The sequence below is a fragment of the Streptomyces sp. TSRI0281 genome (assembly GCF_001905125.1).
GTDB lineage: Bacteria > Actinomycetota > Actinomycetes > Streptomycetales > Streptomycetaceae > Streptomyces.
The window spans coordinates 58,664-76,899 of sequence record NZ_LWLE01000013.1 but is presented as its reverse complement, the minus strand read 5'-3'; the positions used below and the strand labels follow the sequence as shown (position 1 = coordinate 76,899).

Genomic DNA, 18,236 nt, shown 5'->3' with positions numbered 1-18,236 from the left:
CGGGGGCGGAGGGCCTCGTAGGCGACGGCCGTCCGTGTCGCCTGCGCATCCATGGCCGAATTCTGGCCAACACCGGACAGCGACCCGTCGAACGCCGCTCACGTGCCCGCGTTCGGTAGTCCCGCTGCGGCGCGGCTTCCCGTCCTCATCCAGGAAATGGCCCTTTGCCGCCGGGCCCGGCCATCCGGCGAACGCGTTGAAGAGGGCCTGTCACCGGCACGACGAAGGGGACCGGCCTCTGGCCGGTCCCCTTCGCGAACTGCTGGTCAGCTACCCGTGCGGGCTACGTCGGATGCCGCATCCCACGCGCTTCCGCCCGGTATCAGCTGCAGCCGCTGGTGGAGCCGCAGCCCTCGCAGATGTAGCAGGAGCCTGCGCGCTGCATCTTCGTACCGCAGGAGAAGCAGAGCGGTGCGTCGGCGCTGATGCCGAGCTGCATCTCGACCAGTTCGGCCGAGGTGTGCGCCGTCTTCGGGGCGGGCTTCTCAGCGGTCTCGACCGGAGCCGCCACCGCCTTCAGCGGCTCCACGTGAAGCGGAGCGGACTGGGCCAGGCTCTCGACGTCCAGTTCGCCGTCCTCGAAGGACGGCTCGTACGAACCGGTGTCGAGGTGACGCTGACGCTCCTCGGCCGAGTGGATGCCGAGCGCCGAACGGGTCTCGAAAGGCAGGAAGTCGAGCGCCAGGCGGCGGAAGATGTAGTCGACGATCGACTGCGCCATCCGCACGTCCGGGTCATCCGTCATACCGGCCGGCTCGAAGCGCATGTTCGTGAACTTCGAGACGTACGTCTCCAGCGGAACGCCGTACTGCAGACCGACCGAGACGGCGATGGAGAAGGCATCCATCATGCCCGCGAGGGTCGAACCCTGCTTGGACATCTTGAGGAAGACCTCGCCCAGACCGTCGTCCGGGTAGGAGTTGGCGGTCATGTAGCCCTCGGCGCCACCCACGGTGAAGGAGGTGGTGATGCCCGGACGCCCCTTGGGAAGGCGCTTGCGAACCGGGCGGTACTCGACGACCTTCTCCACCGCGGTGCGGATGGTGTCCTCGGCCTTGGCGGTGACCGCCTCCTTCTCCTTCTCCTTGGTCTTGGCGGAGAGGGGCTGGCCGACCTTGCAGTTGTCGCGGTAGATCGCGAGCGCCTTGACGCCCATCTTCCACGCCTCGAAGTAGACCTCTTCGACATCCTCGACGGTGGCCGTCTCCGGCAGGTTCACCGTCTTGGAGAGCGCGCCGGAGATCCACGGCTGGATGGCCGCCATCATCCGGACGTGGCCCATCGCGGAGATGGAACGCTCGCCCATCGCGCAGTCGAAGACCTCGTAGTGGTCGGTCTTCAGACCGGGGGCGTCGATCACATTGCCGTTGTCGGCGATGTGGGCGACGATCGCCTCGATCTGCTCCGGCTGGTAGCCGAGACGGCGCAGCGCCTGCGGCACGGTGCCGTTGACGATCTGCATCGAGCCGCCGCCGACCAGCTTCTTGAACTTGACCAGGGCGAGGTCCGGCTCCAGCCCGGTGGTGTCGCAGGACATCGCGAGACCGATGGTGCCGGTGGGCGCGATGACCGATGCCTGGGCGTTGCGGAAACCGTTCTTCGCGCCGAGGCGGATCACGTCCTGCCAGGCCTCCGTGGCGGCGGCCCAGATCGGCGCGTCCAGCTCGTCCACGTGGACGGCCTTGGCGTTGGCATCGGAGTGCTGCCGCATGACGCGCTGGTGCGGCTCGGCGTTGCGGGCGTAGCCGTCGTACGCGCCGACGACCGCGGCGAGCTCGGCGGAACGCTTGTACGAGGTGCTGGTCATCAGCGACGTGATGGCACCGGCGAGCGCGCGGCCGCCGTCACTGTCGTACGCGTGGCCGGTCGCCATCAGCAGTGCGCCGAGGTTGGCGTAGCCGATGCCCAGCTGACGGTAGGCGCGGGTGTTCTCGCCGATCTTCTGCGTCGGGAAGTCCGCGAAGCAGATCGAGATGTCCATCGCGGTGATGACCAGCTCGACGACCTGGGCGAAGCGCTCGGACTCGAAGGACTGGTGGCCCTCGCCGTCGTCCTTGAGGAACTTCATCAGGTTCAGCGAGGCGAGGTTGCACGAGGTGTTGTCCAGGTGCATGTACTCGCTGCAGGGGTTCGAGCCATTGATCCGGCCGGACTCCGGGCAGGTGTGCCACTGGTTGATCGTGTCGTCGTACTGAATGCCGGGGTCGGCACAGGCCCAGGCGGCCTCGGCCATCTTACGGAAGAGGGACTTGGCCTCGACCTCTTCGATGACGTCGCCGGTCATCCGAGCGCGCAGCCCGAACTTGCCGCCGGACTCGACGGCCTTCATGAACTCGTCGTTCACCCGGACCGAGTTGTTGGCGTTCTGGTACTGGACGGACGTGATGTCGTCGCCGCCCAGGTCCATATCGAAGCCCGCGTCGCGCAGGGCGCGGATCTTCTCCTCCTCCTTCACCTTGGTCTCGATGAAGTTCTCGATGTCCGGGTGATCGACATCGAGGATGACCATCTTGGCCGCGCGGCGCGTGGCGCCACCGGACTTGATGGTTCCGGCGGAGGCGTCGGCACCCCGCATGAAGGAGACCGGGCCGGAGGCGTTACCGCCGGAGGAGAGCAGTTCCTTGGAGGAACGGATACGGGAGAGGTTCAGGCCGGCGCCGGAGCCGCCCTTGAAGATCATGCCCTCTTCCTTGTACCAGTCGAGGATCGACTCCATGGAGTCGTCGACGGCCAGGATGAAGCACGCGGATACCTGCTGCGGCTGAGGGGTTCCGACGTTGAACCAGACAGGCGAGTTGAAGCTGAAGATCTGGTGCAGGAGGGCGTACGCCAGCTCGTGCTCGAAGATCTCGGCATCCGCGGGAGAGGAGAAGTAGCTGTACTCCTCGCCGGCCTTCCGGTACGTCTTCACGATCCGGTCGATCAGCTGTCGCAGACCGGTCTCGCGCTGCGGCGTGCCGACAGCCCCACGGAAGTACTTGCTGGTGACGATGTTGACCGCGTTCACCGACCAGAAGTCGGGGAACTCGACGCCACGCTGCTCGAAGTTGATCGAGCCGTCGCGCCAATTGGTCATGACGACGTCACGGCGCTCCCACGCCACCTCGTCGTACGGATGCACGCCGGGGGTGGTGTGGATGCGCTCGATACGCAGACCCTTGGTCGACTTGGTGCCCTTGGTGCGGGAACCTCGTGCCGGGCCGCTCGCCGTCTCTGTCATGCCGCCTCCCATATGTGGGCAAAAACGCCCTGAAGTGCCCAGTTCTTCCCGGGACACAGTGTGTGTCTGATGCTCCGGACGCCGCGTACGGCATCCGCGAACAGGTCTTGTACTGCCCTGTCGCCGTCCGGCAGTCCACTGCCGGACGGGACGAGCGGGTACCGCTCAGTCGGCGGCAATGGCGGGCGCCGGGACCTCAACGGTCTCCCGGCTTCCGCAGTCCTCCACGAGGGGCTGCCGCTCGCGCAATTCCACGATGGCGACCTCGAAGTCTTCGAGTGAATTGAACGCCCGGTACACGGACGCGAAGCGCAGGTAGGCGACGAGGTCGAGTTCCTGCAAGGGGCCGAGTATGGCCAGACCCACGTCATGGGTGGTCAGCTCGGCACTGCCGGTGGCACGCACCGCCTCCTCGACCCGCTGGCCGAGCTTGGCGAGGGCATCCTCCGTGACGGGCCGCCCCTGGCATGCCTTGCGCACGCCGGAGATGACCTTGGTGCGGCTGAAGGGTTCGGTCACGCCGCTGCGCTTGACCACCATCAGCGAGCAGGTCTCCACCGTCGTGAAGCGGCGGGAGCAGTCGGGGCACTGACGGCGCCGACGGATCGACGTGCCGTCGTCGGTGGTGCGACTGTCGACGACCCGGCTGTCGGGGTGCCTGCAGAAGGGGCAGTGCATGGCTCCCAACCCTCCTTCACAGCACGACTGAATAGCCTCTTCAGGTCCGTCGCGGACCCTTCGAAGCAAGCTCAAGCATAGGCGATGGCCACGAGCCCGATGAACCCGGACCACAACTTCTGGGCGGCTGGAGTAATCCAACCACTAGATCTAGGGTTTGGCCGCGTTTTCTGCCCCAGCGCGTGTCGTGCGCCCGGGACGGCCCGAAGGCGGGGCAGGCCAGGCATGAGGGTACGGGAAACACGCGGCCGCCGAGACGCCGGGGCACCGGTCGACACCCTGGAGCGACACCCCCGCGAGCCACCCCGTACGCTCCGGAGGCGCGCGGGGACGCTACCGTAATGAGCCGAATTGCCGGTCACTCCAAGTCCCGCTCATACACCTGGCCGTAATGCCGCGACAGGCCTTTATTCGTTTTTCACTCGAACGTGTGTTTGGCGCAACCTTTCGAAAGCTACTACCGTTGTCCAACTAGGGAGAACATTCGAGAGGGGCCGACGTGACCACCACCGCAGACAGTGCCACCATCACTGCCCAGGACCACCGCTCCCAGAGCCGACTTGAGCCGGTGCATGCAATGAATGACTCAGTCACGAACACGGAGGGGCCAGAGCCCGCGCGCCCTGCGCGCTCATTGCCCGGCCGGCCCCCAGGAATCCGTGCGGACAGTTCTGGGCTCACGGATCGGCAACGGCGGGTGATCGAGGTAATTCGGGATTCCGTGCAGCGCCGCGGATACCCGCCGTCGATGCGGGAAATCGGTCAGGCGGTGGGACTGTCCAGCACCTCTTCCGTCGCCCATCAGCTGATGGCCCTGGAGCGCAAGGGCTTTCTGCGACGGGATCCGCACCGCCCGCGCGCCTACGAAGTCCGTGGATCCGATCAGCCCAGCACCCAGCAGACGGACACGACGGGCAAGCCCGCCGCTTCCTATGTGCCACTGGTGGGCCGGATCGCCGCCGGTGGGCCGATCCTCGCGGAGGAGTCCGTCGAGGACGTCTTCCCGCTCCCCCGCCAGCTGGTCGGCGACGGAGAGCTGTTCGTCCTGAAGGTCGTCGGTGACTCGATGATCGAAGCGGCGATCTGCGACGGCGACTGGGTCACCGTACGGCGTCAGCCCGTCGCCGAGAACGGGGACATCGTGGCCGCGATGCTGGACGGCGAGGCGACCGTCAAGCGTTTCCGGCGCGAGGACGGCCATGTGTGGCTGCTCCCGCACAACGCCGCGTATCAGCCGATCCCCGGCGACGAGGCGACCATTCTCGGCAAGGTCGTCGCGGTGCTGCGGCGGGTGTGAAACCCGCCGATTCCGACCGGGCCCCGGGATTCACTGCGCCGATCCCGGGGCCCTGCTGTGTCACCCGATGGCCGACGCCGCATGCCCCGACTGCTACGTGCGAGCGGCCCACTCCCCCTGTCTACTTCCCGTCGGCCTTGGCCGCCGCGTCGATGGATGCCAGTGAGCGTCGGGCCTGGTTACGGTCGGTCGTGTACCAGAAATCAGGCAGTGAAGCGCGCAGATAGCTTCCGTATCGAGCGTTGGCCAGCCGGGGGTCGAGCACGGCGACGACTCCCTTGTCGCCCGTGGCCCGTACGAGCCGACCGGCGCCCTGGGCCATCAGGAGCGCGGCATGGGTCGCCGCGACCGCCATGAACCCGTTGCCGCCCGCCTCCTCGACCGCCTTCTGGCGGGCGCTCATCAGCGGATCGTCGGGCCGGGGGAACGGAATCCTGTCCATGATCACGAGCTGGCAGCTCGCCCCGGGCACATCGACGCCCTGCCACAGCGACAGGGTGCCGAAGAGACAGGTCTCCGGATCGGCGGCGAAGTTCTTGATCAGCTCGCCGAGCGTCTCCTCGCCCTGCAACAGAATCGGCTTGTCCAGCCGGCCCCGCAGTTCCTCGGCAGCCGCCTGAGCCGCTCGCATGGAGGAGAACAGACCCAGGGTCCGGCCGCCTGCCGCCTCCACCAGTTCGGCGAGCTCGTCCAGCATGTCCGTACGGGATCCCTCCCGTCCGGGCGTGACCAGATGCCGGGCGACGTACAGAATGCCCTGCTTCGGATAGTCGAACGGCGACCCGACGTCCAGGCCCTTCCACTGGGGGACGTCGTCGCCCGCGGTGCCTTCCGGGGCGAGCCCCAGCGAAGCCCCCACCCCGTTGAAATCCCCGCCCAGCTTCAGCGTCGCGGAGGTCAGGACGACGGAGCGGTCGGCGAACAGCTTCTCGCGCAGCAGGCCGGAGACGGAGAGCGGTGCGACGCGCACGGAGGCCCCGAAGCGGTCGTGCCGTTCGTACCAGACGACGTCGTACTCCGAGCCCTGTGTGATCCGCTCGGCGACACTGTGGACCGACTCGACCGAGGCCATGGCCTGCTTACGGACCGCGTCCTCGTCCTGGACCGACTTGTCCCGGGTGGCGCCCAGAGCGGAGATCACCGTGCGCGCGGCGTCGCGCAGCGCCATCAGCGCGTACCCCAGGTCCTCGGGCACCTCCTCCAGACGGCCGGGGAGCGCCAGCTCCATGACCCGCTCGAACCCCTCCGACGCGGTCTGCAGGGCATCGGCGGCCTTCTCGTTGACCAGCTTCGCCGCCCGGCGTACCGCGCGGTTCACCTGCCCCGGAGTGAGCTCACCGGTGGCGACGCCGGTGACCCGGGAGACCAGCTCGTGGGCTTCGTCGACGATCAGCACCTCGTGCTGCGGGAGCACGGGAGCGCCCTCGATGGCATCGATGGCCAGCAACGCGTGGTTGGTGACGACCACGTCGGCGAGCTTGGCGCGCTCCCGGGCCATCTCCGCGAAGCACTCCGCGCCGTACGCGCACCTGGTCGCGCCCAGGCACTCACGCGAGGAGACGGAGATCTGCGCCCAGGCCCGGTCCGAGACACCGGGAGTGAGGTCGTCCCGGTCCCCGGTCTCCGTCTCGTCGGACCAGTCCCGCATCCGCAGCAGGTCCTGTCCCAGCTTGCTCGACGGTGCCGCCGCCTCGAACTGGTCGAAGAGCCCCTCCTCCTCGTCCTGCGGGACCCCTTCGTGGAGCCGGTGCAGACAGAGGTAGTTCGAGCGCCCCTTGAGCATCGCGAACTGGGGGCTGCGGCGCAGCAGCGGATGCAGCGCGTCGACCGTACGCGGAAGGTCTCGTTCCACGAGCTGCCGTTGGAGCGCGAGAGTCGCCGTGGCCACCACGACGCGCTCCCCGTGCGCCAGCGCGGGCACCAGATAGCCGAGGGACTTGCCCGTGCCGGTACCGGCCTGGACGAGCAGATGGGATTGGTCGTCCACAGCCTCGGCAACGGCCTCGGCCATGGTGGCCTGGCCGGGCCTTTCCGAACCGCCGACGGCGGTGACGGCGGCATGGAGGAGCTCGGGGAGAGATGGCTTCGTCATAGCCCGACCACCCTACGGCGCACCACTGACAACGGCGATCACTCCCGGCCTCACACGGCGGGGTGGAGCGGATTGGGAACGGTGCCGTGGATGGCCGCGTGCGGACGCTGAGGCCGGTCACGGTAACCGTCCACATGCAGACGGTTACGGTTGAGACAGAGGCGCTCGATCTCGGGAGTGAGCATGTCGAACGTCTCGAACCGTTCCTTGAGCTCGGGAAACCGGGCGTGATGACGAAGAATCTCCGCCCGGACAAGTGACCAGAATTCACCCTCCGGGACACCCAGCTGTTCCTCGCACAGGGGGGACAGATAGCGGAAGACCCCGACGAAGAGACCGGAGTGGATGAACTGGGTGAGGAAGGAGGGTTCCTCGGTCAGCAGGACGCGCCGTACGTCCTCGGGCATCGAATCGTGCTCCGGCAACGGCAGGGCACTGACATTGACGTCGTCGACGAAGTCCTTGATCGCGAGCCGTACGGGGACGTCCTGTTCATCGAAGACGACGATGGTGTTCTCGCCGTGCGGGGAGAACACCGTTCCGTAGCGGTAGAGGAAATGCAGCAGAGGCGGCACCAGAGCGGCGAACAGCCGGGTGAGCCACACGGTCGGCGTCAGTCCGGACCGGTCGACCAGCTCGGCCGTGAACGCGCGGCCGTCGGGGTCCGTGTGCAGCAGTGAGGCCAGGGTGCGGGCCCGTTCGCCCGGTGCCAGCCGAGGAGGCAGGGGCTCTCTCCAGATCGCGCCGAGGATCTCCTTGAACTGGTACGGCGCCTCGGGAAGATGGTCGTACAGCGGGTGCTCGACGGCCACGGAAGCGACCTCGCCGAGAAGGATGATGCGACAGGTGTCGCGCAGAAACGGATCGGCGTCGCACAGGCCCTGCACCCAGGCGGTGACGGCCGGCGCGGCGAGCGTGCGCTCCGTGGGCAGACCACGCCATACGAGCGTGTTGAGGATCGACAGCGGCAGTTTGACCGTGTGCCGGTCGGGTCGCCCCACATTGGAGAACGTACGGATGGACTGCTGCGGCAGCCGGGCGTCGGCGTCGGCGTGCAGCGCGACGATGTCCCCGTCCGCGATGGCCGGGGCGAAGAGCGGAACGATCCATTCGTTCCACTGCCAGGGGTGCACCGGGAGGTACAGGTACTCCTCCGGGTCGAGGCCGCGCGAGCTGAGTTCGGCGACGAAGGACGCGCGGACGGGGGCGTCGAGTTCCTGGGCGTAGAGGCGCTCGGGAGTGGCCAGGCTCGTCACCCCCCGGTATCCCGCGATGCGGGTGCTGACGGCGATCCAGGGCAGACGTACCACTCTCCGTGTCTCCGGGGCGAACCGGGCGGTGTCCTCCGCGGAGAAACCGAGGCGCCCTTTGTTGGCGACGAGCCACGGGTGACCGGTCTGGTGCCCTTCGAGCTCGGCGTAGTCGAGCTCGGCCAGGCGACCGGCGGTGAGAGCGGTGTGATCGAGACGGGAGTCGGCCGCCAGTGTGGTGGTGACCTCACGGATGAGATGGCCGAGCGTGGCACCGTCGAGTCCGAGGAGACCGCGGGCACGGGTGAGGAACCGGAGCGGATCCCGGAACGGCCGCGTCCGGGCTCGCGGTTCGCCGGAAGGCCCGGCCGAGCGGCCTCGGGGCGTACCGGAAGGCCCGGTCCTGGACGGCCCTTCGCACACATGGATCGAATCCGGGATGACGCGCCAGCTGCCATAGACGCCGCGGCCCGACCGGAAGCTCAGAATTCCGCCGTCGTCGAGCCGGATCGCGTAGGTGTCGCTGGCCCCGGGCCGTTGAACTGGCTCGATGATCTCTTCGTAGGCGAATTCGCCGAGCATCTTGGCGAGCAGCCGGGCTGCCGCCCGCTCCCAGACCGTCCGGTTCAGCTCCGGGGTCCTGAGCAGGCCGTGGGATTCGGCTGATTCATGGCTCGCAGGGTATTTCGGCACGGGGACTCCTCCGGGTGGAACCGATGGGGTTCGAGCGGTCTGGGTAATACGGCGAGTTGTTCACAGCTGGGCACGGTGCGTTCGGTCACGGATCATCAGGGCGCAACGCTTGGCGGGGAGTTCCACCTCGGCGGAAAAGCGGAAGCCGGCGCTGAGGAATGCGGCTACGGACGGCGTATTGCGGAGGTCCGGCTCCGCCACGACGCGTCCGCACAGGGGAAGGTGATCGAGTACGAGGTCGGCGACGGCGCGGAGCAGGGTGGCGCCGACGCCCCTGCCCCGGTTGTTCACGCCTCCGATGAGGAGGTGGAGGCCGGTGTCATGAGGCCGGGCCGGGTAGTGGCGCGCCAGCGGGTCCAGATCCGCCCGGTAGATCTCCCAGTAGCTCATGGGCATGCCGCCGAGCACGCCCAGACAGGGGATGCTGCGTCCGTCGCCTTCGAGCTGTGGTCTGAGATGTTCGGCGGTGACGGCGTCGGGTCCGGCGAGTTCCCAGAACGCGGCGACCGCCGGGTCGTTCATCCAGCGGCTGAGCACGGCGAGGTCGCGGTCCAGTCGTACCGGGACCAGCTGGAACACGCCCGTGGATGTGGTGACGGGGCGCCAGGTGGCGGGATCCCCGAGCAGATCGGAGGCGGCCGGCCGTTCGTCGGCCGCTCTCACGTCGTCGCCCAACAGAGCCAGGAGTTCTTCGGAGAGCCTCAGGTCGAGGGTGTCCTCGGCGCTGGTGACGGGCGCCGCAGCGGGGCCGGGCTCCGTGTGCGCATCGGCGGGAGGCACGGTGACGCTCTCCTCTCCTGGGTTCGGTCAGTCGGATTTCCCCGGGGCACAGGAACGCGACGGCTCGGGGACGTGATGGCTCACGTGGTCAGAGGATTGGCGATGGAGACGTAGACGGACTGGGTGTCGACGGGTCCGACCAACTCGTCGAGACCGTGCATCCGGGTCAGCAGGTTGGCCTTGCAGCGCAGTTGCCGCGTGTGAAGGAGGTACGTGGGCAGGGGCGAGCCCATCCCCGCGGCACCGGTCAGGAAACGGCGGAAGGCGGCGAGGAGGAGCTGCTCGTCGGCGAGTTGCTGTGCTCCGAAGGCGCCGATGAGTCCGAACACATTGTTGATGCCGAGGTAGTAGGCGAAGCGCTCGTCGGTGACCGGATCGGAGACGAAGGTGTCGCTGACGGTGCCGATGCCGGGGAGCCGCTGTTCCAGCGCGGCACGGTGGGATTCTCGGAAGTAGTAGCCCTGGTTGTCCCGGTAGCGGCCCCCGATGGGCCAGCCTTCGGGGTCGAGCAGTACCAGCGTGTTCTGCTGGTGGGCTTCCAGGGCCACCCCGGCGGTGGCGTCGAGCCAGAGCACGGGGCGTACGACACGGTCGAGATAGCGCAGGAACCACTCGGCGCTGACGGCTCCGGTCGTCCGCCCGGTGCGCGTGGCGAGGCGGGAGACGATCTCCGCGAGCCGGGAGCTCACCTGGGTGCGGCCCGGCCAGGGGCGCTGCGCGGTGAGTCCGGCGATGCACACGGCGTCGTCGTCCGGTCCGAACGGGTTGTGGCGGAGCATGACATCGAGGCCGGGTACGGGCAGGCCGTCCATGCTGTCGACGGCGAGCCAGGCAGGGTCGCGGACGATGTCGAAGCCGGGGTGGGCCTGCTGCCACTGTGCGGCCAGCCCGGTACCGAGCAGGCGGTGGACCTCCGCGCCGCGGTGCAGTTCCTTGCGGAGGTTCTCGCGACGGGAGTTGGTGATGCGTACGCCGAGGGAGAGCTTCAGCATCAGGTTCGCGCCGGGCCGGTGCACCGTGCGGATGGAGGAGGTGGGGTGCCAGCGTTCCCCGTGCCGGCCGAGGTCGTGGAGGAGCCCCGCTTCCCGGAGCGCGGACACGTCCGGGCGGCGGTGCAGTTCGGCGGCCTGCCAGGGGTGCAGCGGGAGCGCCGCGGTGTTCCCGGGGAGGCGCAGTCCGTCGGTGTGGGGGGCGAGGAGCGCCTCTGCGGACACCGGGCCGCCGTTGTCGGTCCAGGAGGATTCGGTGGCCAGCACCGATCGGTCCACGGCGATCCAGTGCAGCGGGAACGAGCCGTGCAGCTCCGGTGAGTAGAGGCGCGCTTCCGACTCGGAGAAACCTTCGCGGCTCTTGGGCGTCGGGTGCAGCGGGTGTCCCAGCAGGAGGGACTGTTCGGCCGTGAGGAACAGGTCGGCCTCGACGGGAGCTTCCGGGGTACGCCGCCGCTGGGCGATGAAGTCGGAGGTGTGGCGTACCGAGTCGGCGACCCTGGCCACCAGGTCGGCGCCCCCGTGGCTCCCGGCCTCACGGCCGAGGAGTGCCGCGACGGTGACGGCGTCGACGGCCGGGCCGTGCTCGGGTGCGCTCTCCAGGACCGGTGCCCCGAAGCGGTGTGCTCCGGTGGCGGACCAGTAGAGGACGGGAACGAGCAGGGCGGTGCCGGTGGCGGGAAGGGGGATGCGCAGGGTGTCGCGGTCGGGGCGGGGCAGGTCGTTCTCCCGGATCCAGCACCGCAGCAGGTTCTCGGTGCCCGCCCCGTCCGCGGCCCGGACCGGGTCCGGGTGGTCCAGGAGGTCCGCCGGTGCGGAGCCGCCGGGAGTGTTCGCGGGGGTGCGGAGGTCTCTGCGGGGTGCGGCCTTCTGGCGGGGGACCGTCACCGCCTCGACCGTGCCGGGGCAGGCCGGCCCGTCCTGCCCTCGGTGCGGGTGGGACTGAGGGCCGTCGGCCTCGGATGCGTGGATGGGGTTCACGGCGGTCTTCCTTGTGGGGGTGTCCGGGGTCAGTGGATCGACCCGGCAGCGGCCCGACGGTTCGGCGAGCGCTCCGCGGCGGTCAGTGCGTCGGCGAGGCGGTCGACGACCGCCGTTGCCTGTTCGTCGGTGAGGGTGAGGGGGGGAAGCAGGCGGACCACGGCACTGTGTCGTCCGCCGAGTTCGACGATGAGGCCGCGGCTCAGGCATTCCTGCTGGACGGCGAGGGCGAGGACGGGGTCCGGTGGTGGCGGGGCGGAGCTGCCGCCGGTCGTGGTGGGGAGCGGCGCGGCCTCGGGATCGACGAGTTCGATGCCGATCATCAGGCCGCGTCCCCGGACGTCGCCGATGCTCGGGTGATCCGCGCTCAGCGCCCGGAGGCGGGCGAGCATGTGGGCACCCAGGGTCGCGGCGTGCTGCGCGAGCCCGTTCCTCCGTACGTACGCGAGGGTGGCCGCCCCCGCCGCCATGGCGAGTTGGTTGCCGCGGAACGTACCGGCGTGGGCACCCGGCTGCCACAGGTCCAGTTCGGACCGGTAGATGATCACGGCGAGCGGGAGGGAGCCGCCGATCGCCTTGGAGAGCACCATCACGTCGGGCACGATGCCGCTGTGTTCGACCGCCCAGAAGGCACCGGTCCTGCCGACGCCGGTCTGCACCTCGTCGGCGATCAGCGCGATGGAGCGGGCCTCGGTGATCTCCCGCATCCGGCGCAGCCAGCCGTCGGGGGCGGGGTTCACCCCGCCTTCGCCCTGGACCGGTTCCAGGATCATCCCGGCGGGGGCGGGGACGCCGCCCTTCTGGTCGTCCAGGAGGTGCTCGGTCCAGTGCGCGGCGATGTCGGCGCCCCGCTCGCCGCCGATCCCGAAGGGGCAGCGGTAGTCCTGGGGGAACGGCAGCCGCGTCACACTGGTGTCCTGGGCACCGCCGGAGGCGGCGAGCGCCCCGGCCGTCATGCCGTGATAGGCGCCCGTGAAGGCCAGCAGGCCGGTGCGTCCGGACGCGGCGCGGACCAGTTTGAAGGCCGCCTCGACGGCGTCCGTGCCCGCGGGGCCGCAGAACTGGATGCGCGCGTTGTCGGCGAACTGCCGCGGCAGGGTGGCGAACAGCTCGGTCGTGAAGGCGTCCTTGACCGGCGTGGCGAGGTCGAGCACATGGAGGGGTGCTCCGGAGTCGATAACCTTTCTGATCGCCTCCAGCACCACCGGATGGTTGTGTCCGAGTGCCAGCGTGCCCGCCCCGGAGAGACAGTCGAGATAGCGCCGTCCGTCCGCCCCCTCGATGGTCAGCCCGCGCGCCCGCACGGGCACGATCGGCAGCGAGCGCGCATAGGTGCGGGCAGCCGATTCACGCAGCGACTGACGTCGAAGAATGCCCTCGTGCGCGGAGGGCGGTGCCACCGGAGCTGGTTCGGTCACGGCCACGGCTGTAGGTCCTCCTGCGATAACAGTTGCCTTGCACGTCAGTACGTCGTCCCACGGGCGAACTACGTGGATGAACGCTGTCCCTGTGTCCCCCGTACGTACCAACGACGCCGCTCGCCGGGGATCACGGGTAAATCGGAAGATCCTTGCGGAGGCGGAACCACGGCCCTGCCGCGTACCGTCCCCATCGGCACCGGCATAGTGGGGGCCGCACTCGGGGCGGGAGGGAGCGTTCCGACGCCCCACATGCCCGAAGTACCCGAAGTGCAGTACTGAGTCACGAGTGTCGAAGTCCCAGGGGGATCACCAGATGCGACCCATTCGCCCGACCGAAGCCGCACGCCCCGGGAGGCGCCGACTCCGCATGCCCTCCCCCGTGCTCGCCGCAGCGGCCGTCGCCGCCGTCCTCGCGCTCACCGCCACCGCCTGCGGGCCGGAGGAGGACAACGCGGGCGTCACGCCGGGCAGCTCGGCCGGTCAGTCGTCCGACGGCAAGGTCACGATTCCGGACGACCTCAAAAACCGGCTCAAGGAGCACGGTATCGACCCGGAGAAGTGGAAGAACGGCGAGTGGAAGAACTGGAACAAGGAGAAGTGGCTGCGTGAGGCCAAGGACTTCGTCAACCCGATCATCGAGGGCCTCTGGGACCCGGACCGGATGCGGGATGCCGACAAGTCCCCGGAGAAGCCGGTCGACAACGACATCTCCGGCGACGAAGGTGTGACGGACCCTACGCCCTCCCCGGTCGAGGCCGCGGCCGTATCGACGCCCTACCACGACAACGCCCCGGAATCCGGGAAGCTCCTCTTCGACGGGCCCGAGGGCTCGATGGTCTGCTCGGCGACCGTGGTGAAGGATCCCGCGAACCCCGGCAAGTCCAACATGGTGTGGACCGCGGGGCACTGCGTCCACGCGGGGAAGAAGGGCGGCTGGTACCGCAACATCGCCTTCGTCCCGGCGTACAACAACAGCGGCCTGTCGCTGGAGGAGCTGCAGAACGCCCCCAAGGAGAAGATCGCACCGTACGGCGTCTGGTGGGGCCAGTGGGCCCAGACGTCCGAGCAGTGGATCGCCGAGGGTGCCTCGGTCGGCGGACAGGGCGCTCCGTACGACTTCGCGGTGCTGCATGTGACGCCGGAGAAGGGCGCGACGGGCAAGTCTCTTGAGGAGACGGTCGGTTCGGCGCTTCCGGTGGAGTTCAACGCCCCTGCGGTGGCGGAGATCGCGGACATGACGGCGACCGGATACCCGGCCGCGCCGCCGTTCGACGGTCAGAAGCTGCTCCAGTGCAAGGACAAGCCCGGCCGCCTCTCGGTCGTCAAGGACGAACCGACGATGCACCGTATCGGCTGCACGATGACCGGCGGTTCCTCCGGCGGCGGCTGGGTCGCGGCGGGCCGGGACGGCAAGCCCGCCCTGGTCTCCAACACCTCGATCGGCCCGGTCACCGCGGGCTGGCTGGCAGGCCCGCGCCTCGGCAAGGAGGCCAAGGGCATCTACGAGGCGGTCAGCGAGAAGTACGCCGGGCAGTAGGCCGGCCGCTGGCCGTCTTCGGACGGCAACGACCCTGTCGGTACCGGGAATTCACCCCGTTCCCGGTACCGCGGTCGCCGACTCCGGTGGCCGATTCGGTGGTTCGAACAACGTCGGCCCCCTGACCGGTTCGCGGTCCGGGGGCCGACGTCGCCATATGCGGTGGAGCCCTGTCCCCGCGGCCCGGACCGGGGCAGGGACACCATAGGGTGGGCGCACACCATGGGTGGTCAGCGGGTGGACCATTCCTTCCATGTGACGCGTCCATGGCAATTCGTACATGTACTCAGGGGGATTCCTTTCCATGCGATCGATACGTCCGCTGCTGGCCGCGACCGGCCTCGTCGCGGCACTCGCGCTGACGGCCACGGCCTGCGGCCCCGACGAGGACGGCGCGGCAGGCAGTTCGGCCACAGCCGGTTCGGCCGGCCCGGCCGACGAGAAGGGCTCCGACGGCGGCCTTCCCGACGGTCTCGGCGACACACTCAAGAAGCACGGTGTCGACCCGGAGAAGTGGAAGAACGGCGAGTGGAAGAACTGGAACAAGGACACATGGCTGCGCGAGGCCAAGGACTTCATCAACCCGGTCATCGACGGACTGTGGAAGCCCGAGCGGATGACATCGGCCGAGGAACCGGCCAAGACGATGGCGGCCGGTGACCTCACCGGCGGCCAGGGCGTCAGCGATCCGGAACCGGCACCGGTCCGGGCCGAGCCCGAGAAGCTGCCCTACCACCAGTACGCGGCCCCGGTCGGCAAGGTCTTCTTCGACTCCCCCGAGGGCTCCATGGTCTGCTCGGGCACCGTCGTCAAGGACCCGAAGAATCCCGGCAGGTCCAACCTCGTCTGGACGGCCGGACACTGTGTTCACGCCGGTGCGGACGGCGGCTGGTACCGCAACATCGTCTTTGTGCCCTCGTACAACGACCAGGGCAAGTCGGCGGCAGCGCTGCGGAACGCCCAGCCGCAGGAAGTCGCCCCCTACGGCACGTACTGGGCGGACTGGGCCGCGTCCTCCGGTGAATGGATCGCCGACGGCGGTCCGACGGGCGGCGAGGGCGCTCCGTACGACTACGCCGTGCTGCACGTGAAGCCGCAGAACGGTACGAAGTCACTGGAGGAGACCGTGGGCAATGCCCTCCCGGTCACCTTCGACGCTCCCGAGATCCAGCAGATCAGCGGCATGGGCGCCTGGGGCTACCCTGCGGGACCGCCGTACAACGGTCTGCTCATGCATCAGTGCGTCGACCGTCCCGGGCGGCTCTCCATCAGCCCCGGGACGCCGACGATGTACCGCATCGGCTGCACGATGACCGGCGGCTCCTCCGGCGGCGGCTGGTTCATCGAGGGGCCCGACGGCAAGTCGACGCTGGTGTCCAACACGTCCATCGGACCGGTCACTTCGGGCTGGCTGGCCGGTCCCCGGCTCGGTGAGGGCGCGAAGGGCATCTTCACGATGATGAGCGACAAGTTCGCCGGTCGGTAGTCACGGCACCGGGTCCATGGCCGCGTGCCGGGCCGGTGATCGCCGGACCGCTCGGCGGTCACCGGCCCGGCACGCCGGAAGGCCCGTCCCCGGGAGGCCATGAGGTCTCCCCGGAACGGGCCTTCCGTCCGCACGGCTGTACCGCGGGTGTGCGGTGTCAGTGCGCGGCGAGATCGAACACCGCCAGTTCGGCGGCCAGCTCCTCGTGCACCCGCGCCTTGAGGAGTGTGCCCTCCGCCGTGTGCTCCTCGGAGATCACCTCGCCCTCGGCGTGCACCCGGGAGACAAGGCCGCCCTGGGTGTAGGGAACGAGTACGTCGAGCTCGACGGACGGCCGCGGCAGCTCGGTGTCGATGAGCGCGAGCAGCTCCTCGATCCCGGCGCCGGTCCGCGCCGACACGGCGATCGCGTGCTTCTCGATACGCAGCAGACGCTGAAGGACCAGGGGGTCCGCCGCGTCGGCCTTGTTGATGACCACGATCTCCCGCACGTTGACCGCGCCCACGTCACGAATCACCTCGCGTACCGCGGCGAGCTGCTCCTCCGGAACCGGATGGGAGCCGTCCACGATATGCAGGATCAGATCGGAATCGCCGACCTCCTCCATGGTGGAGCGGAATGCCTCGACGAGGTGGTGCGGCAGGTGCCGCACGAAACCGACGGTGTCGGCCAGAGTGTAGATGCGGCCGCTCGGCGTCTCGGCCCGGCGCACGGTCGGGTCCAGCGTGGCGAACAGGGCGTTCTCCACAAGGACACCCGCACCGGTCAGCCGGTTGAGCAGCGAGGACTTGCCCGCGTTGGTGTATCCGGCGATCGCCACCGAAGGCACCTTGTTGCGCTTGCGCTCCTGCCGCTTGATCTCGCGGCCGGTCTTCATCTCCGCGATCTCCCGGCGCATCTTCGCCATCTTCTCGCGGATCCGGCGCCGGTCCGTCTCGATCTTGGTCTCACCGGGGCCACGGGTGGCCATGCCGCCACCGCCGCTGGAACCGCCGCCGCCCATCTGACGGGAGAGCGACTGACCCCAGCCGCGCAGACGCGGCAGCATGTACTGCATCTGTGCCAGTGAGACCTGCGCCTTGCCCTCCCGGGACTTGGCGTGCTGAGCGAAGATGTCGAGGATCAGGGCGGTCCGGTCGACCACCTTCACCTTGACGACGTCTTCCAGGTGGATCAGCTGGCCGGGGCTCAGCTCACCGTCGCACACGACGGTGTCGGCCCCGGTCTCCAGAACGATGTCGCGCAGCTCCAGCGCCTTGCCCGAACCGATGTACGTGGCCGGGTCCGGCTTGTCGCGCCGCTGATAGACGGCGTCCAGTACCTGGGCGCCTGCCGTCTCGGCGAGTGCGGCGAGCTCCGCGAGCGAGATCTCCGCGTCGTGCACGGTCCCCGAAGTCCAGACACCGACCAGCACCACGCGCTCCAGGCGCAGCTGCCGGTACTCGACCTCGGTGACGTCCTCAAGCTCGGTGGAGAGGCCCGCCACGCGCCGCAGTGCGGCCCGCTCGGAGCGGTCCAGCTGGTCGCCGTCCCGTGCTCCGTCGATCTCGTGGCTCCAGGCGACGTCCTCTTCCATCAGGGCGTCGGCCCGAAGGCTTTCGTTGAGGCTCTCGGTGGCATTCTCCGTGGCGCTCTGCGCGTCCTGCGCGTCCTGGGGAAGGGAAGAAGAGGAGGTCATTGGATCCTTACGTCGATAGATGTGCGTTACGCCAGTCACAACGCGTGACGTGCTCGGATGATTCCCGCTGACGGGATTCCCGGCGCGGCCGCAGTGCCGACCTGTTGATAGTGGCACGCCCCTGCCGGGCCCGT

11 protein-coding genes are annotated in these 18,236 nt (G+C 68.9%); 3 read left to right on the top strand and 8 right to left on the bottom strand.

Annotation, left to right across the window (positions count from 1 at the left end):
- Positions 1-322 precede the first annotated feature (322 nt).
- Positions 323-3,220: a vitamin B12-dependent ribonucleotide reductase gene (locus tag A6A29_RS20965; protein ID WP_073722019.1), complete on the bottom strand. Its 2,898-nt coding sequence runs from the start codon at positions 3,218-3,220 to the stop codon at positions 323-325.
- A 165-nt stretch (positions 3,221-3,385) separates the two neighbouring features.
- Positions 3,386-3,898 (bottom strand): transcriptional regulator NrdR, encoded by a 513-nt coding sequence (nrdR, locus tag A6A29_RS20960; RefSeq protein WP_073721925.1) that lies wholly within the window; start codon positions 3,896-3,898, stop codon positions 3,386-3,388.
- A 499-nt stretch (positions 3,899-4,397) separates the two neighbouring features.
- On the opposite strand from nrdR, the gene lexA reads away from it, so the two are divergent.
- Positions 4,398-5,195 carry a transcriptional repressor LexA gene (gene lexA / locus A6A29_RS20955; protein ID WP_073721923.1) on the top strand — a complete coding sequence of 266 codons (798 nt, stop codon included), beginning with the start codon at positions 4,398-4,400 and terminating at the stop codon, positions 5,193-5,195.
- Positions 5,196-5,316: 121 nt separating this feature from the next.
- On the opposite strand, the gene A6A29_RS20950 is transcribed toward lexA, so the two are convergent.
- The 5 genes from A6A29_RS20950 to A6A29_RS20930 all read right to left on the bottom strand — a co-directional run bounded on the left by A6A29_RS20950 (position 5,317) and on the right by A6A29_RS20930 (position 13,404).
- Positions 5,317-7,287, bottom strand: a complete 1,971-nt coding sequence (locus A6A29_RS20950; protein WP_073721921.1) for an ATP-dependent DNA helicase — start codon at positions 7,285-7,287, stop codon at positions 5,317-5,319.
- A gap of 50 nt (positions 7,288-7,337) precedes the next feature.
- The gene (locus A6A29_RS20945; RefSeq protein WP_073721919.1) at positions 7,338-9,230 is read right to left on the bottom strand and encodes an IucA/IucC family protein; all 1,893 of its coding nucleotides are present in this window, start codon (positions 9,228-9,230) and stop codon (positions 7,338-7,340) included.
- Between the two features lie 60 nt (positions 9,231-9,290).
- Entirely contained in the window at positions 9,291-10,010 is a 720-nt protein-coding gene (locus A6A29_RS20940) for a GNAT family N-acetyltransferase (protein WP_073721917.1), read from the bottom strand.
- Positions 10,011-10,090: 80 nt separating this feature from the next.
- A complete protein-coding gene (locus tag A6A29_RS20935) occupies positions 10,091-11,980 on the bottom strand; it encodes an IucA/IucC family protein (protein ID WP_073721915.1) in 1,890 nt (629 codons plus the stop codon).
- A 29-nt stretch (positions 11,981-12,009) separates the two neighbouring features.
- Positions 12,010-13,404 (bottom strand): diaminobutyrate--2-oxoglutarate transaminase family protein, encoded by a 1,395-nt coding sequence (locus tag A6A29_RS20930; RefSeq protein ID WP_073721913.1) that lies wholly within the window; start codon positions 13,402-13,404, stop codon positions 12,010-12,012.
- 364 nt (positions 13,405-13,768) lie between these two features.
- Here A6A29_RS20930 and A6A29_RS20925 point away from each other — a divergent pair, with 364 nt between their 5' ends.
- Both A6A29_RS20925 and A6A29_RS20920 read left to right on the top strand, forming a co-directional pair.
- On the top strand, positions 13,769-14,938 hold the full coding sequence (locus tag A6A29_RS20925) for a trypsin-like serine peptidase (protein ID WP_073721911.1): 1,170 nt from the start codon (positions 13,769-13,771) through the stop codon (positions 14,936-14,938).
- Positions 14,939-15,242: 304 nt separating this feature from the next.
- Positions 15,243-16,424 (top strand): trypsin-like serine peptidase, encoded by a 1,182-nt coding sequence (locus A6A29_RS20920; RefSeq protein ID WP_073721896.1) that lies wholly within the window; start codon positions 15,243-15,245, stop codon positions 16,422-16,424.
- A gap of 157 nt (positions 16,425-16,581) precedes the next feature.
- Here the strand turns inward: A6A29_RS20920 and hflX are convergent, their stop codons facing one another.
- Positions 16,582-18,102 carry a GTPase HflX gene (gene hflX / locus A6A29_RS20915; RefSeq protein ID WP_073721894.1) on the bottom strand — a complete coding sequence of 507 codons (1,521 nt, stop codon included), beginning with the start codon at positions 18,100-18,102 and terminating at the stop codon, positions 16,582-16,584.
- Positions 18,103-18,236: the final 134 nt, after the last annotated feature.

Coding starts and splice junctions, on each gene's coding strand:
- A6A29_RS20965 (WP_073722019.1), bottom strand. CDS start 3,220: ATGACAGAGACGGCGAGCGGCCCGGCACGAGGTTCCCGCACCAAGGGC.
- nrdR (WP_073721925.1), bottom strand. CDS start 3,898: ATGCACTGCCCCTTCTGCAGGCACCCCGACAGCCGGGTCGTCGACAGT.
- A6A29_RS20950 (WP_073721921.1), bottom strand. CDS start 7,287: ATGACGAAGCCATCTCTCCCCGAGCTCCTCCATGCCGCCGTCACCGCC.
- A6A29_RS20925 (WP_073721911.1), top strand. CDS start 13,769: ATGCCCTCCCCCGTGCTCGCCGCAGCGGCCGTCGCCGCCGTCCTCGCG.
- A6A29_RS20920 (WP_073721896.1), top strand. CDS start 15,243: ATGCGATCGATACGTCCGCTGCTGGCCGCGACCGGCCTCGTCGCGGCA.
- hflX (WP_073721894.1), bottom strand. CDS start 18,102: ATGACCTCCTCTTCTTCCCTTCCCCAGGACGCGCAGGACGCGCAGAGC.